The organism is Paracoccus haeundaensis, from assembly GCF_006239215.1.
GTDB classification, from domain to species: Bacteria; Pseudomonadota; Alphaproteobacteria; order Rhodobacterales; family Rhodobacteraceae; genus Paracoccus; species Paracoccus marcusii.
This window is the reverse complement of the sequence record NZ_VDDC01000014.1, coordinates 34,085-48,989: the sequence shown is the minus strand read 5'-3', so window position 1 is coordinate 48,989 and position 14,905 is coordinate 34,085. Positions and strand designations below refer to the sequence as shown.

Here is a 14,905-nt window from a genome sequence, read left to right as displayed (position 1 = left end):
TTACGCCTCGGCCGCGCGACCGCGCTGCGGGATGATCCCGCGCGGCCGGAACTGGATGAAGATGATGATGAACAGGATCATGAAGGTCTGGGCGGCCAGCGTATTGGCGGGGTTCATGAACTCGATCACCTTGGACAGTCCGCCGATCAGGGTGGCCCCCGCCAGCGTGCCCCAGATGTTGCCCACGCCGCCCACGACCACGGTCATGAAGCTTTGGACGATGTATTGCTGGCCGATTTCCGACGTGACCTGCGCGAACAGACCGATCGCCACGCCCGCGATGCCCGCGATGCCGGACCCCAGGCCGAAGGTCATCATGGCGATGCGGTCGGGGTTGATGCCCATGGACGCCGCCATGCCGGGATTCTGGGTGACGGCGCGGACCTCGAGGCCCAACCGGGTGCGCTTCATGATGAACAGGAACAGCCCCAGGAACAGCAGCGCCAGCACGAAGATCGCAACCCGGATCGCGCTGATGCCGATGACGTCGTTCACGGTGATCGACCCCTCCAGCCAGGCGGGGGCGGTCAGGGGGCGGGCCTGGGTGCCGAAGATGTTCTTGGCCAGCTGCTGCAACGCGATGGACACGCCGAAGGTCGCCAAGAGCGTCTCCAGCGGGCGGTTGGCCAGGTGCCGGATCACCAGACGGTAGAGGACCACCCCCGCCAGCGCGGTCACCGCGAAGGCCAGGGGCAGCGCCACCACCAGCGACAGCGTGCGGTCCGCGATGACGGTCTGGACCGTGTAGGCGGTATAGGCGCCCATCATGATGAATTCGCCATGCGCCATGTTGATCACCCGCATGACGCCGAAGGTGACGGCCAGCCCGATGGCCGCCAGGAAATAGATGGATGCCAGCGACAGCGCGTCCAGCCCCAGGTCGATCCCGGTCATCGCGCCAAGGCGGACCTGCGCGCGGATCTGAGCGGCCTTGGCCGCGTCCGTCACGGCCGTGTCGGGTTCGGCATAGACCTCGAAGAAGCGGCTGGCATCCAGGGCGGCCTGGATCTCGGTTTCCGTCGCGGCGGGGGGGACGGCGCCTGCCGCCTCCAGCGCCTGATAGGCACGGTCGCGCGCGGCCTGGTCGGACAGCTGGTCGACGGGGACGCCCGCCACCGCCCCGTCGGTGATGTTGGCCGCCAGCGCCGCGCGCTGATCGGCACCCGACAAGGGCGGCTGCAGCAGGTCCTGCTGGACCAGCTGGGCCAAGGCCGCCTCGCGCGACAGGCCCGCGTCGCCGGGGGTCAGTTCGCGCGCGACATTGGCGCCGGGCGGCGTGTCGGGGGCCACCACCGCGCGGGTCACCAGAAGCGGGTTCAGCGCGGCGCGAAAATCCAGGCCGACGTCGCCCGCCATCTCCTCGATCGCGGCCACCCGGGCGGCGCTGTCGGGGTCGTGCTGGATGGTCAGCAGGCGTTCCAGCCGCGCCTTGCGCGCCGCCAGCACGGGGTCGGGATCGTCCAAGGCCGCGCGCAGCAGCGGCAGCTGGTCGGGTGCCGCACCGCGTTCCAGCGACTGCAGCGCGGCCGCCCGCCGCGCGGGGTCTGGGTCGGTCAGCGCGCCCGCGGCCAGCGCCGCCTCGATCACGCCGCGCACGCCGGAATTGGGGCGCAGCATCCGCGGATCGGCCCCCGCGACCGCATCGCCGGTCACTGCGTCCGTGGCCGTGTCGTCGTCCATGATCAGAACCTGGCCGGTTTCCGTCAGGCCCAGGCTGCGGTCGGCCCAGGCCTGCAGCATCGCCAGCCCCTCGGGGCCGGTCGCCGCGATCTGGTCGACCAGCGGCCCGACCGTCTGGCGCGAGGGACGTTCGATCTGGTCCAGATTCGCGTCGATGACGGCTTGCAGGGCCGGGTTGGCCTGCGCCGACCACGGCAGGATCAGCGCAAGCGCGCAGGCAAGAAGACGATGGCGGATCACGGGGGCTTCCTTCGCACGAAGGGCCGGGCGGCGCGGGGCCGCCCGACCGTCACGTCAGTAGTTCGACTGGACCTGGACGCAGCTGTCCGTTTCCGTGTTGAACATGCCGCAGTCCTTGCCCGGCCAGTCGGCGTCCAGCACCGCCGATTCCGGCAGGAAGTCGGTCCAGGCATCGCCCGGCACGGGGTCGGTCTGGCTGACGATGTCGAACTGGCCATCCTCGCGGATCTCTCCGATCAGGACGGGCTTGGTGATGTGGTGGTTGGGCAGGACGGTGGCCGTGCCGCCGGTCAGGTTCGGCACCTCGATGCCGACGATCGCGTCCAGGACCGGGTCCACGTCGGTGGTGCCCGCAGCCTCGACCGCCGCGACCCAGGCGTTGAAGCCGATGACGGTAGCCTCCATCGGGTCGTTGGTCACGCGGTCCGCATCGCCGGTGAAGGCCTTCCACTCCTCGATGAAGGCGGTGTTCGCGTCCGATTCGGCGGTCTGGAAGTAGTTCCAGGCCGCCAGGTGGCCGACCAGGTTGGCGGTATCCAGGCCCGACAGCTCTTCCTCGCCCACGGAGAAGGCCATGACCGGGATGTCGTCCGCCGACACGCCCGCCGCCGCCAGCTCCTTGTAGAAGCCCACGTTCGCGTCGCCGTTGATGGTGGACACGACGCCGACCTTCTTGCCGCCCGCGCCAAGCGCCACGACATCGGCCACGATCTTGGACCAGTCGGAATGCCCGAAGGGGGTGTAGTTGACGAAGATGTCCTCGGGTGCGGTGCCGTTATCCTTCAGATAGGCGTCCAGGATGTTGTTCGTGGTGCGCGGATAGACATAGTCGGTGCCGAGCAGAGCCCAGCTTTCCACGCCCAGCTCGTCGCGCATGTAGTCGACGGCGGGGATCGCCTGCTGGTTCGGGGCGGCGCCGGTATAGATGACGTTCTTGGACGATTCCTCGCCCTCGTACTGGACGGGATAGAACAGAAGGCCGTTCAGCTCCTCGATCACGGGCAGGACCGACTTGCGGCTGACGCTGGTCCAGCAGCCGAAGATCGCGTCTACGTCGCTGACGGTCAGCAGCTCGCGCGCCTTTTCCGCGAACAGCGGCCAGTCGGATGCCGGATCGACGACCACCGCCTCCAGCGGCCGTCCCAGCACGCCGCCCTTGGCGTTCTGCTGTTCGACCAGCATCAGTACCGTGTCCTTCAGCGTGGTCTCCGAGATCGCCATGGTGCCCGACAGCGAATGCAGCACGCCGATCTTGATCGGCTCGCCCTCCTGGGCATGGGCGGCGTGGGCCAGCGTCAGGGCGCTGGTCAGCATCAGGATCTTGGTCAGCTTGGTCATCGTTACCCTTTTCCCCCCGGCGCGTCGGCCGGTGTCCCTGTTGTCCTTGGGAAGGCGCGCGGCCTTCGCATGTGCAGAAAGAGGGGAAAATCGGGCAGTTGGACAGGATTTCAGCAGTCCCTGCGCGCCCCGCGCAGGCAGTGGCGCGGACTTTGGCAGCGGGCGGGGCAAATGCCCGCCCGCCGGGCAAAGTTACGCCGCGCGCGGCGTCAGGCCGCCCTGTTCGACCAGGAAATCGACGATCTGCTGCACGCCGCGGCCGTGACGTAGTTGGGCCATGACCACGGGACGGGGTCCCCGTGCCTCATGTGCATCCTTTTCCAGCAGAACCGCATCGACGCCGACATGCGGGGCCAGGTCTGTCTTGTTCACCACCAGCAGATCGGACCGCGCAAGTCCCGGGCCGCGCTTCCTGGGAATGTCCTGCCCGGCGGCGGTGTCGATCACATAGATCGTCAGGTCGGCCAGTTCCGGGCTGAAGGTCGCGGCCAGATTGTCGCCACCCGATTCGATCAGGATCAGCTCCAGATCCGGGAAGGCCGCGTTCAGATCGGCGATGGCGGCCAGGTTGATGCTGGCATCCTCGCGGATGGCGGTGTGCGGGCAGCCGCCGGTTTCCACGCCGCGGATGCGTTCGACAGGCAGGACCTGGGCGCGCATCAGTGCCTCGGCGTCCTCGCGGGTATAGATGTCGTTGGTGATCACCGCCATCGACAGGCGGGGAGCCAGCGCGCGGGCCAGCTGTTCGGTCAGCGTCGTCTTGCCGGCGCCGACGGGACCGCCGATGCCGACGCGGAGAGGGCCATTCAAGCTCATGAGCGGAAGATCCTTGTGGTCATGGTTTCGTGGGCCATCGCGGCGATGTCGGCGCCCCAGGTGGCGCTGGTCAGATCGTCGGGCGTGGCCGTGACGGCGCGGGCGGCGCGTTCCAGGATCGCGGGCTGCAGCGCGGCCAGCATCCGCTGTCCCTCGACCGGGCCCAGGGGCAGGAACCGCACCGCCGCGCTGATCAGCGCCGCCGCCTGCGCCTGCAGGAAGGCCGCGATGATCTCTGCCGGAGGCAGGGGCAGGGCGGCGCAGGCGCGGCCCATGGCGACGGGCAGGGCCACGGGCGGCTGCGGCGACCCGGTCAGCGCGGCCATGTTGGCGGCGAAGGCCGCGCCCTGCTCGGTCGTCTCGGCCAGGCGCTGGCTGCTCATGCAGGCGGCGCGGGCAAGGTCGTCCAGATCGGCGTGGTCGGCACCGGGCTGCATGGCCAGCGACAGCAGCACCGCATCGGACCAGCCCGCGCCGTGATCCAGCCAGTCGGCCAGCCATTGCGGCAGCGTCGCACGCGTTAACCAGGCCGCGTCCATCGCGTATTCCAAGCCCTGCGACCAGGCAAAGCCGCCCACCGGAAAGGCGGGCGACAGCAGTTGCGACAGCTGCAGGCGGGCGGCCTCAGGCGTGGTCATGCGCGTGGCTGTGGCTTTCGGCATGCGTATGGGAGTGGCTGTGGCCTTCCGCGTGGGAATGCATGTGTTCGCCCGCGCCATGGGGGTTGTTCGTTGCGGGGCCGTGGTCATGGCCGAAGGTGCGGCCGTGGCCATAGGCGCCGCCTTCGGGACGGAAGGGCATGTCCTTGCGGCACATGTCCGCGCCCAGCTGCTTCAGCATCGCCTCCAGCACGTGATCCTGGCGGATGACCAGGCGGTCTGCCTCGATCCGGCAGGGGGTGTGGCGGTTGCCGATGTGCCAGGCCAGCCGGGGCAGGTTGCCGCGGATGACCAGCACCGGTTCCGGCGCGGCGCGCACGACGACCTGGCGGCCGTCGGACAGCTCGAACGCGTCGCCGTCGTCCAGGCTGGTGACCTCGGGCAGGTCGACCATGAAGTCGCCCCCCTCGCAGGACAGGCGCTTGCGGCGCATCAGGCGGCCTTCATAGTCCAGGCTGACCTCTGCGTCGAAGGGCGCGGGGGCGTTGCGGATGATGGAATGTGCGGTTGCGATCATGGTGGGGTCCTCCCTCTCAGAAGAGGAAATAGCGCTGTGCCAGCGGCAGTTCCGTCGCGGGCTCGCAGGTTAACAATTGTCCATCGGCCCGGACCTCGTAGGTCTCGGGATCGACCTCGATTGTGGGCATGGCGTCGTTCATCGCCATGTCGCGCTTGCCGATGTCGCGGGTGTTCTCGACCGCGATCAGGGTCTTGGACAGCGGCTCTCCGGCCCCGGCCTCTAGCCCCGCGCGGGATAGAAACAGTGCCGAGGCGCGGCGGTTGTGCCCCCACATGGGTCGCGAAAAGATCGGCTGCACCGGGATCGAGCCGTTCGGATCGCCCATCTGCGCCACACTGATCTGCCCGCCGACCAGCACCATCTCGGGCTTGGCCGCAAAGAAGGCGGGCGACCACAGGACCAGATCGGCGCGCTTGCCCGGGGTGATCGAGCCGATATGCGCGCTGACTCCATGCGCGATGGCCGGGTTGATCGTGTATTTGGCGATGTATCGCCGGGCGCGGATGTTGTCGTTCTGGCCCTGTTCGTCAGGAAGGCGTCCGCGCTGCTGGCGCATCTTGGACGCGGTCTGCCAGGTGCGGATGATCACCTCTCCGATCCGGCCCATCGCCTGGCTGTCGGACGAGATCACCGAAAACGCGCCCAGGTCGTGCAGGATATCCTCGGCCGCGATGGTCTCCTTTCGGATGCGGCTTTCGGCAAAGGCCACGTCCTCGGGCACCCGGCGATCCAGGTGGTGACACACCATCAGCATGTCCAGATGCTCCTCCACCGTATTGGCGGTGTAGGGGCGCGTGGGGTTGGTCGATGACGGCAGCACGTTCGCCATGCCGACCATGCGGATGATGTCGGGGGCATGCCCGCCGCCCGCGCCTTCGGTGTGATAGGCATGGATGGTGCGCCCACCGATGGCGGCCATCGTATCCTCGACAAAGCCCGATTCGTTCAGCGTGTCGGTGTGGATCATCACCTGCACGTCCATCGCGTCGGCGACGCTGAGGCAGGTGTCGATGGCCTTGGGCGTGGTGCCCCAATCCTCGTGCAGCTTCAGCGCGCAGGCGCCCGCGCGGATCTGCTCCTCCAGCGGCGCCGCAATCGACGCATTTCCCTTGCCCGCGATGCCGATGTTGACCGGCAGGTCGGCGCAGGCCTCCAGCATGCGGGCGATGTGCCAGGGCCCCGGCGTGCAGGTCGTAGCCAAGGTGCCATGCGCGGGGCCGGTGCCGCCGCCCAGCAGCGTCGTGACGCCTGAATGCAGCGCATGGTCCACCTGCTGCGGGCAGATGTAGTGGATGTGGCAGTCGAAGCCGCCGGGCGTCAGGATGCGTCCCTCTCCGGCGATGATCTCGGTCCCGGGGCCGATGATCAGAGTGACGCCGGGCTGGGTGTCGGGGTTGCCGGCCTTGCCGATGCCCGCGATCATGCCGTCGCGGATGCCCACGTCGGCCTTGACGATGCCCTGATGGTCAAAGACCACGACGCCGGTGATGACCGTGTCCATCGCGCCGCCCGCGCGGGTGATCTGGCTTTGGCCCATGCCGTCGCGGACGACCTTGCCGCCGCCGAACTTGACCTCCTCTCCGGGGATGGTCAGGTCGCGCTCGACCTCGATGATGATTTCCGTGTCCGCCAACCGGATGCGGTCGCCGGTGGTGGGGCCGTAAAGCGCCGCGTAATCGGCGCGGGACAGGGTGGTCACAGCGCACCCCCGATCTGGCCGCGAAAGCCGTGCACGATGCGGTCGCCCGCATAGCCCACCAACGTGACCTGACGCGACTGGCCCGGCTCGAACCGCACGGCAGTGCCTGCGGGGATGGCCAGCCGCATGCCACGCGCCGCTTTGCGATCAAAGTCCAGCGCGGCGTTGGTTTCCGCGAAATGGTAATGGCTGCCGACCTGGATGGGCCGGTCGCCGGTATTGGCGATCATCAGCGTGATCGTGGCGCGTCCGTCGTTCAGCGCGATGGTGCCCTCGGCGGGAAAGACCTCTCCGGGAATCATGTCACGCCACCGTCAGCGCCAGGCCCGCCAGCGCGGTGCCGCCGCCCAGAACGCGCAGCTCCAGCCCCCGCGACAGCAGGCGGCCAAAGGCGATGCCGCCCAGATGCAGCGCCATGGTCGCCAGAGCAAAGCCCGCCGCATAGAGGGGCAGGCCGGTCGCCGGACCCTCGGCCCCATGCGCCCAGCCATGGGCCGCGCCGAAGACCGCGACCATCGGGACCAGCGCCGCCATCGGCAGGCGCGCGGCCATCGCGACCAGCACGCCCAGGATCACGACAGAGGCCAGGATCATCGGCTCGACCACTGGCAAGCCCATGCCGCCCGCGCCCATCGCGCCCCCGGCTAGCATCGCGCCCACGAAGGTCACAGGCAGCGCCCAGACCGCCCGCCCGCCCAGCTGCGCCGCCAGAAGGCCAAGCGCCACCATCGCCAGCAGATGATCGGCCCCGCCGACCGGGTGGGCCAGGCCATGGATGAACTGTGCCCCCGAATCATGGGCATCGTGGACATGGCCGGGATGGGCCAGCGCGGCCGAGGGCAGCAGGGTGGCGGCAAGGGACAGGCGTTTCATCAGGGCGTTCATTCTGCGGCCTCGCGGATTGGGTGGTGGACGGTGACCAGCTTGGTCCCGTCGGGAAAGGTCGCCTCGACCTGGACGGATTCGATCATGGCGGGGATGCCGGGCATGCACTGATCGGCGGTGATCACATGCGCCCCCGCCTGCATCAGGTCGGCGACGGATCGTCCGTCGCGCGCGCCTTCGACCACGTAATCGGTGATCAGCGCGATCGCCTCGGGGTGGTTCAGCTTGACGCCGCGCGACAGGCGGCCGCGTGCCACCATGGCGGCGACCGAGACCAGCAGTTTCTCGCGTTCGCGGGGGGAAAGGTTCATCGTCAGACCTGCCAGATGCGGGGAAGGGGATCGGGGCGCAGGACGCGCAGCACTCGGTTGATCTGCCGCCGCAGCGGCCAGCCATCGGCGGCCAGCAGGCGGATGACCAGGCGGCCGGGGGGCGCGCTGGCGGCGGCCGTCACGCCGGGCTCGTCCAGAACGGCGCGGGCGGCGGCCAGCCGGTCGGGCGCGTCATCCGCGATCAGCGCCAGCGTAGCCAGCGCCGGGGCACCCGCGGTCATGGCCGGGTTCGCCAGCCGCGCAAGCGCGTCACCGTCCAGCGACAGCGCATCGTGGTGGATCACGCGGCCCGCGCGGCGCACCACGCGGCGGTCGCGCAGATGCAGCCGCGTCGGGCGTTCGCCCATGGCCAGGCGGCCCAGGACCAGCATCTCCAGCAGCAGGCAGCCCGCACCGGGGGCCAGATCGACGGTCGTGTCCCGCTCCAGCCGAGCGTCGTCATAGAGGATCGTCTCCTGCGGCAGCCAGTCCAGCCAGCCGCCAGCGCCGACCGTCAGTGCGACCGAGGCCCGCGCAGGCGCGCCCGTCGCGCGATAGGCGCGTTCGGCGGTCTGGGTCGTGGCCAGGGCGCGCGTACCCGCCCGCAGGTCCACGCCAAAGGACAGCCTGTCGCCCGATGCCAACCCGCCCGCGGTGTTCAGGAACACGATCTCGGGCAGGCCCGCGGTCATGCGGGGCAGCATCGCCTTGGCCGACCCGCGCTGGGCCAAATCGATCAGGCCGCGCGGCCCCATGACCACATGCGCCGCCCCGTGGCTGCGCTGCATGCGGATGGATGGGGCACCGGTGTCGAACATGGGGGCAAGGGGCGCCTGACATCGGGCAAGGTCAATCACCGCCGCCGGCCATCCTGCACCCGCCAAGGGCAGATCCCCCGCATTTGCCCACGGTTTGGGCAGCGTGCCCGTTTTCGGGGCGGATGTCAGGCGGGCTGCTGGGCCAGCGCGTGCAGCAGGCGGCGGCGGGCGGGAGGGATGGCACGGATCTCGACCCCGGTGAAGACATGCATGGTCATCAGCGCCGGATCGACGACGGCATGGTCGCTGACCCAGCCCCCCATCGCCAGATAGCTGCGCAGCAAGGGCGGCATCGTCTCCGCCGCGCGACGGGGGTCGGGCTGGCGCAGGCGCAGGGCGCGGGCAAAGCGGAACACGGTCGGCGCCTTGACGCGCGGCCACCAGCGGCGTGGCGCCAGGTGGCGGTCCTTGAGCATGGCAAAGGCCTCGGCATGGGTCTCGGGGTCGAGACCGCTGAAGCTGGAACAGCCGAACAGCATCTCGACGCCGGTCTCCTCGATGAAACGGGTCAGCGCGCCCCAGGCCAGGCGGATCACGTCCGGGTCGTGGCAGTCGGGATACAGGCAGAACCGCCCCATCTCGACCATCGGACCGTCGAATCGGCCAAGCGCCGCCAGGTCGTAGAACTGCGCCGAATAGCTGCGCGCGATCTGGGAACCGTCGGCCAGTGGCAGAAAACGGAAGCTGCAGACCAGCCGGTCGTCCCGCAGATCGTGGATCAGCATGTGGCGGCAGTCGTCGTCCAGGTGGTCCGCGTCGAGCGACTGTCCGTCGTCGGACCGGCCCGTGCGCGCGACGAAGGCCAGCCAGCGCAGCCGCTGTGATTCGCGCAGATCGCCCGGCGTTTCGGCCAGGCGGGCACGATAGCGGCCCTTGCAGAACGGTTGCATCGCGCGACCCCCGGTCAATGTCACCCGCAGCATAGGCCCATCATGTGTCGAAATCACGACCGGGCGTGCATCCGCGCACGCAAAAGTTGCATGCCCTGCCGCGCGATGCGGCAGGGGGTCAGTCCATGCGGCCGCCCAGCACGTCCTCGACATAGATGCGGCGGACAAGATGCATGACCACGATCAGCAGCGGCGTGGCCAGGATCACCGCGACCAGCCCGAACAGCGCACCGACCGCGACGATGGCCAGCACGGTCAGGGCCGGGGGCAGCTGGACCGCGTATTTCTGGATCATCGGCATCAGCACCTCGCCCTCGAAGACCTGGATAACGGTGAACAGCAACGCGACGTAGATGGCCGTATCCAGCCCCTGCGGCGCCGCCACGACCACCGCGATCGCGCCCGAAAAGAACGGCCCGATGATCGGCACGATGTTGGTCAGGCCCGCGATAACCGCCAGGATGAAGGCCAGCGGCACGTCCAGCAGGTAAAGGCCGATCCCGGCCAGCACGGCGACGATGCCCATGTCCAGCGCCTGGCCCGCCATCCAGCGGCCCAGCTGTTCGCCCAGCTCGTCCATGATCTGCGCCGCCCGCGGGCGGCGGGGCAGGGGCACCAGGCGCAGGGCGCCGCCGCGATACAGGTCCGCCTCCATCGCGATGTAGAGCGACAGGATCAGCAGCAGGAAGGCCGAGGACAGGCTGCCCAGGACCGAATTCAGGCCGCCCAGGACCATGCCGAACACGTCGGGCAGGCGCTGTGCCAGCTGCATGGCGTTGTCCTCTCCGGCGGCGGCCTCTCCGCGCTGGATCACCGTGTCGGCGACGGGCCACGATGACGCCCAGTCCTGGATGGCCTGCCACGAGCCGGGCAGGGCATCGGCCAGCTGACCGAACTGGTCCCCGACGGACGGTCCGGCCAGCCGCACCAGCAGGGCCAGTACCGCCACCACTCCCAGCAGCACCACCAGCACGCCCAGCTTGACGTTCAGGCCCAGAAGCCGGTTCAGCCCCCGTGCGCCGGCGCGCAGCGCGATGGCGATCAGGATCGCCGCAAAGGACATGAGCAGCAGGTTCGACCAGATCCAGGCCGCCGCCAGCAGCACGGCCAGCGCCAGCGTGGCCACGATGGTGCCTGTGGTCAGGGATCGCCGGGCCGTCGGCGGGGCGGGCGCGGGGGCCGGGGAAAGCTGCGTCATGGGGTCTCCTGCAGGGTGCACCGGGACAAGGCGCCGATGCGGCCGGGGGTTCCGCCCTGCGCGCGCGCCTTGCCGGGGGCGGACAAGCCTGCTAACCGGGCGCGGATTTCCTTTCATGCGGGCCCGGCCCGCGCATCAGACAAGGTGAAGACCATGGCCATCGAACGCACCCTCTCGATCATCAAGCCCGACGCGACCCGCCGCAACCTGACCGGCAAGATCGCCGCCAAGTTCGAGGAGGCCGGCCTGCGCATCGTCGCGTCCAAGCGCATCCACCTGTCGCCCGCCCAGGCCGGCAAGTTCTACGAGGTCCACAAGGACCGTCCGTTCTATGGCGAGCTGGTCGAGTTCATGGCCTCCGAGCCGGTCGTCGTGCAGGTCCTGGAAGGCGAGAACGCCATTGCCAAGAACCGCGAAGTGATGGGCGCCACCAATCCGGCCAACGCCGACGAGGGCACCATCCGCAAGGAATTCGCGCTGTCCATGGGCGAGAACTCGGTCCACGGTTCGGATGCCGCCGACACCGCCAAGGAAGAGATCGCGTTCTTCTTCTCGGGCCTGGAACTGGTCGGCTGATCGGGTCCACCGACCCTGACGTTTGAAAAGGGGCCCCCGGTGGCCCCTTTTTCTTTGCGCCGCCAACGGCTATGCCCGTCTGCAACGCAATGATCACAGGGGGGACCGCCATGCGGGCATTCGTGTTTCCGGGGCAAGGCGCCCAGACCATCGGCATGGGCCGCGAACTGGCCGAGGCCTATCCGGCGGCGCGCGCCGTCTTCGACGAGGTGGACGAGGCCCTGGGCGAGAGCCTGTCCGCACTGATCTGGGAGGGGGACGCCGACACGCTGACCCTGACGCAGAACGCCCAGCCCGCCCTGATGGCCACGTCGATCGCGGCGTTCCGCGCGATGGAGGCCGAGGGCCTGACCATCGCGAATGCCGATTTCGTCGCGGGCCATTCACTGGGCGAGTATTCGGCGCTGTGCGCGGCCGGGTCGCTGACGCTGGCCGACACCGCGCACCTGCTGCGTCTGCGCGGTCAGGCCATGCAGGAGGCCGTGCCGGTGGGCGTCGGCGCGATGGCCGCGATCCTGGGCCTGGACTTCGAGACCGTCGACCGCATCTGCCGCGAGATCGGGGGCGACGAGGTCGTGCAGGCCGCCAATGACAACGACCCTGCGCAGGTCGTGATCTCGGGGCACAAGGGGGCCGTCGAGGCCGCGGCCGAGGCGATGAAGGCCGCGGGCGCCAAGCGGGCGCTGATGCTGCCGGTGTCGGCGCCGTTCCATTCGGTGCTGATGCAGCCCGCCGCGGCGGTCATGGCCGATGCCTTGGCGGGCGTGGACATCCAGCCCCCCGCCGTGCCGTTGATCGCCAACGTGCGCGCCGAGGCCGTGACCGAGCCCGGCGCCATCCGCCGCCTGCTGGTCGAGCAGGTAACCGGGACCGTGCGCTGGCGCGAGTCGATCGCCACGATGGCCGAGGGCGGCGTCACCGAGTTCTGGGAGATCGGCGCGGGCAAGGCCCTGTCGGGAATGATCAAGCGGATCGCCAAGGATGTGACGGTGCGCAACGTGGGCACTCCTGCCGATGTGGCGGCGCTGAAGGGCTGACCGGCGGACCGGGGCGCCGCCCCGGACCCCGGGGGTATTTGGACAAAGAAGAAGAGGCTTGGGATGTTCGATCTGACGGGAAAGACCGCGCTGGTGACGGGCGCGTCGGGCGGGATCGGCGGCGCGATCGCCGAGGCGCTGCATGGGGCGGGGGCCACGGTGGCGCTGTCCGGGACGCGCGAGGCGCCGCTGCGCGCGCTGGCCGACAGGCTGGGCGAGCGGGCGCATGTCGTGACCGCGAACCTGGGCGATGCGGAATCGGTCCTGGCGCTGCCGAAGGCGGCGGCCGAGGCGATGGGGTCGATCGACATCCTGGTCAACAATGCCGGCATCACCCGCGACAACCTGTTCATGCGCATGTCGGATGACGAATGGGCGCAGGTGCTGGACGTGAACCTGACCAGCACCTTCAAGCTGTCGCGCGCGGTGCTGCGCGGCATGATGAAGGCGCGGTGGGGGCGGATCGTCAACATCACCTCGGTCGTGGGGGCCACGGGCAATCCGGGGCAGGGCAACTATGCCGCCGCCAAGGCGGGCGTGGTCGGCATGTCGAAATCGCTGGCCTACGAGGTCGCCAGCCGCGGGATCACGGTGAACTGCGTGGCGCCCGGCTTTATCGAGACGCCGATGACCGACAAGCTGACCGACGACCAGAAGGGCAAGATCCTGACGCAGATCCCCGCCGGCCGCATGGGCAGCGCCGAGGAGATCGCCGCCGCGGTCCTGTACCTGTCCAGCCCCGAGGCCAGCTATGTCACCGGGGCCACGCTGCACGTCAACGGCGGCATGGCGATGGTCTGACCCGGCGTCCGCGGCCGGGATTGCGCGCACGAAACCGTGCGAAATCGGTTGCATGAGGGTTCATGGGTGCTATATCCCCGCCTTTAGCAGCAGGGGAACCGCCCTGTGCTGAACCGGACCGCGTGTCCGTGCAAAACTTGGGCGGATGCCCGCGAGAATGAGGATATGACATGAGCGATATCGCTGATCGCGTGAAGAAGATCGTGGTCGAGCATCTGGGTGTCGACGAGGACAAGGTGGTCGAATCCGCTTCGTTCATCGACGACCTGGGTGCCGACAGCCTCGACACCGTCGAGCTGGTCATGGCGTTCGAGGAAGAGTTCGGGATCGAGATCCCCGACGATGCCGCCGAAACCATCCAGACCGTCGGCGACGCGGTGACCTTCATCAAGGGCGCGGTCTGATCCACGCTTTTGGCCGCGCCCTGGTGCGGCAGGATTTGCGGCGCCCCCGAAAGGGAGGCGCCGTTTTTCATGGCTGGGTGGCGGATCAGCGGCCCAGCTTGGCGTGCACCTCGTCCAGGTCGACCTCGCCCAGGGGCATCTTGTTGTCCGGATCGTCGAAGTCGTAGCGGAACAGCCGGAAGTCGTCCTTGTAGATCTCCCAGATCAGGTGCCGCGACAGGTCGTCGAAATAGTCGCTGACCTTATGCGCGCGCTTGGGGCCATGGCCTTCGGATTCGTTGAACCGGGGCACCTGATCCAGGTCGATCGCGACCTTGGTGTCGGCGGCGGCCAGCACCTTTGCCATGCCCTCGTTGAACGCCTCGGTGAAGAAGATCTGGTCGTAGCGCCCGCCATTCACGATGAAGGTCGAGATGTGGCCCGACATGGCCGACCAATGGATGTCGGGCTCCATCGGCTTGCGGAACCGGACGGTGTCGCGCGCGAACAGCAGAAAACGGCGGAAACTGGCGATCTGGTCGAATTCGAAGCCGTTGTCGGGGCTGCCCACGTCGATGCCGTAACGTTGCACCAGCTGCGGGACCAGGTTGCCACGATAGCGGCGGCCGTTGCGCTGGATGCCCGCGATCTTGTCGAAGAACGACGACAGCAGCCGGGCATAGGGGTTGCGCACGCAGGTGAAGGTCACGCCCGAACGCGCCCGGACCGCCCGTTCGATCGGATCGTGGCTGTGGTCCTGGGCCCATTTGTGCAGCCCGTCGGTCGAATCGTGGATGTCCCCGTCGAAGAAGCGGCCATGGTCGGAGTGGAACATGATCTGGCCGATCGTCGAGCAGGCGCATTTCGGCACCACCCGATAGATCAGGCTTTCGCTTTCCGTCATCCAGACACCGGGGAAACCCATCGTGACATCCACTTCGCTTGCGATCAACGGGTCAGAGGCCCTGGCGTCGGGCCGTCCTGCTTGTCCCACCGACAAAAAAGGTTACACATTCAAACCAAAACCCGCAGACATATTCAACGCCTTACGTCA

Annotated in this window: 17 protein-coding genes; 4 read left to right on the top strand and 13 right to left on the bottom strand. The window is 68.7% G+C overall.

The genetic code is table 11. From position 1 onward, the window contains the following. From urtB to FHD67_RS08950, 12 genes are all read right to left on the bottom strand, one after another. Positions 1-1,920, bottom strand: a complete 1,920-nt coding sequence (urtB, locus tag FHD67_RS09005; RefSeq protein WP_425467249.1) for an urea ABC transporter permease subunit UrtB — start codon at positions 1,918-1,920, stop codon at positions 1-3. 54 nt (positions 1,921-1,974) lie between these two features. Then, positions 1,975-3,234, bottom strand: coding sequence for an urea ABC transporter substrate-binding protein (gene urtA / locus FHD67_RS09000; RefSeq protein ID WP_176695089.1), 1,260 nt, complete (start codon positions 3,232-3,234; stop codon positions 1,975-1,977). 216 nt (positions 3,235-3,450) lie between these two features. Then, positions 3,451-4,074: an urease accessory protein UreG gene (gene ureG / locus FHD67_RS08995; RefSeq protein WP_139598500.1), complete on the bottom strand. Its 624-nt coding sequence runs from the start codon at positions 4,072-4,074 to the stop codon at positions 3,451-3,453. Further along, the gene (locus tag FHD67_RS08990) at positions 4,071-4,712 is read right to left on the bottom strand and encodes an urease accessory protein UreF (RefSeq protein ID WP_139598546.1); all 642 of its coding nucleotides are present in this window, start codon (positions 4,710-4,712) and stop codon (positions 4,071-4,073) included. The genes ureG and FHD67_RS08990 overlap by 4 nt, the downstream gene beginning before the upstream one ends. Continuing rightward, on the bottom strand, positions 4,699-5,250 hold the full coding sequence (locus FHD67_RS08985; protein ID WP_139598499.1) for an urease accessory protein UreE: 552 nt from the start codon (positions 5,248-5,250) through the stop codon (positions 4,699-4,701). Before FHD67_RS08985 ends, FHD67_RS08990 begins: the two co-directional genes overlap by 14 nt. Before the next feature lie 16 nt (positions 5,251-5,266). Further along, positions 5,267-6,952 (bottom strand): urease subunit alpha, encoded by a 1,686-nt coding sequence (gene ureC / locus FHD67_RS08980; protein ID WP_139598498.1) that lies wholly within the window; start codon positions 6,950-6,952, stop codon positions 5,267-5,269. Then, the gene (locus tag FHD67_RS08975; RefSeq protein ID WP_046000033.1) at positions 6,949-7,254 is read right to left on the bottom strand and encodes an urease subunit beta; all 306 of its coding nucleotides are present in this window, start codon (positions 7,252-7,254) and stop codon (positions 6,949-6,951) included. Before FHD67_RS08975 ends, ureC begins: the two co-directional genes overlap by 4 nt. 1 nt (position 7,255) lies before the next feature. Continuing rightward, positions 7,256-7,825: a HupE/UreJ family protein gene (locus FHD67_RS08970; protein ID WP_139598497.1), complete on the bottom strand. Its 570-nt coding sequence runs from the start codon at positions 7,823-7,825 to the stop codon at positions 7,256-7,258. 8 nt (positions 7,826-7,833) lie between these two features. Further along, positions 7,834-8,148: an urease subunit gamma gene (locus FHD67_RS08965; RefSeq protein ID WP_046000035.1), complete on the bottom strand. Its 315-nt coding sequence runs from the start codon at positions 8,146-8,148 to the stop codon at positions 7,834-7,836. A gap of 2 nt (positions 8,149-8,150) precedes the next feature. Beyond that, the gene (locus FHD67_RS08960; RefSeq protein WP_046000036.1) at positions 8,151-8,966 is read right to left on the bottom strand and encodes an urease accessory protein UreD; all 816 of its coding nucleotides are present in this window, start codon (positions 8,964-8,966) and stop codon (positions 8,151-8,153) included. A gap of 125 nt (positions 8,967-9,091) precedes the next feature. Further along, positions 9,092-9,856, bottom strand: a complete 765-nt coding sequence (locus tag FHD67_RS08955) for a GNAT family N-acetyltransferase (RefSeq protein WP_139598496.1) — start codon at positions 9,854-9,856, stop codon at positions 9,092-9,094. A 118-nt stretch (positions 9,857-9,974) separates the two neighbouring features. Further along, positions 9,975-11,054: an AI-2E family transporter gene (locus tag FHD67_RS08950; protein WP_176695086.1), complete on the bottom strand. Its 1,080-nt coding sequence runs from the start codon at positions 11,052-11,054 to the stop codon at positions 9,975-9,977. Positions 11,055-11,207: 153 nt separating this feature from the next. Here FHD67_RS08950 and ndk point away from each other — a divergent pair, with 153 nt between their 5' ends. From ndk to FHD67_RS08930, 4 genes are all read left to right on the top strand, one after another. After that, complete coding sequence (ndk, locus tag FHD67_RS08945) at positions 11,208-11,630, top strand: nucleoside-diphosphate kinase (protein ID WP_045981761.1); 423 nt, start codon at positions 11,208-11,210, stop codon at positions 11,628-11,630. Positions 11,631-11,740: 110 nt separating this feature from the next. Further along, positions 11,741-12,667 (top strand): ACP S-malonyltransferase, encoded by a 927-nt coding sequence (fabD, locus tag FHD67_RS08940; RefSeq protein ID WP_139598494.1) that lies wholly within the window; start codon positions 11,741-11,743, stop codon positions 12,665-12,667. Between the two features lie 63 nt (positions 12,668-12,730). Further along, a complete protein-coding gene (gene fabG, locus FHD67_RS08935; protein WP_127897890.1) occupies positions 12,731-13,468 on the top strand; it encodes a 3-oxoacyl-ACP reductase FabG in 738 nt (245 codons plus the stop codon). A 170-nt stretch (positions 13,469-13,638) separates the two neighbouring features. After that, positions 13,639-13,872 carry an acyl carrier protein gene (locus FHD67_RS08930; RefSeq protein ID WP_042251881.1) on the top strand — a complete coding sequence of 78 codons (234 nt, stop codon included), beginning with the start codon at positions 13,639-13,641 and terminating at the stop codon, positions 13,870-13,872. Positions 13,873-13,957: 85 nt separating this feature from the next. On the opposite strand, the gene FHD67_RS08925 is transcribed toward FHD67_RS08930, so the two are convergent. Continuing rightward, positions 13,958-14,776, bottom strand: a complete 819-nt coding sequence (locus FHD67_RS08925; RefSeq protein ID WP_045981788.1) for a sulfotransferase family protein — start codon at positions 14,774-14,776, stop codon at positions 13,958-13,960. Positions 14,777-14,905: the final 129 nt, after the last annotated feature.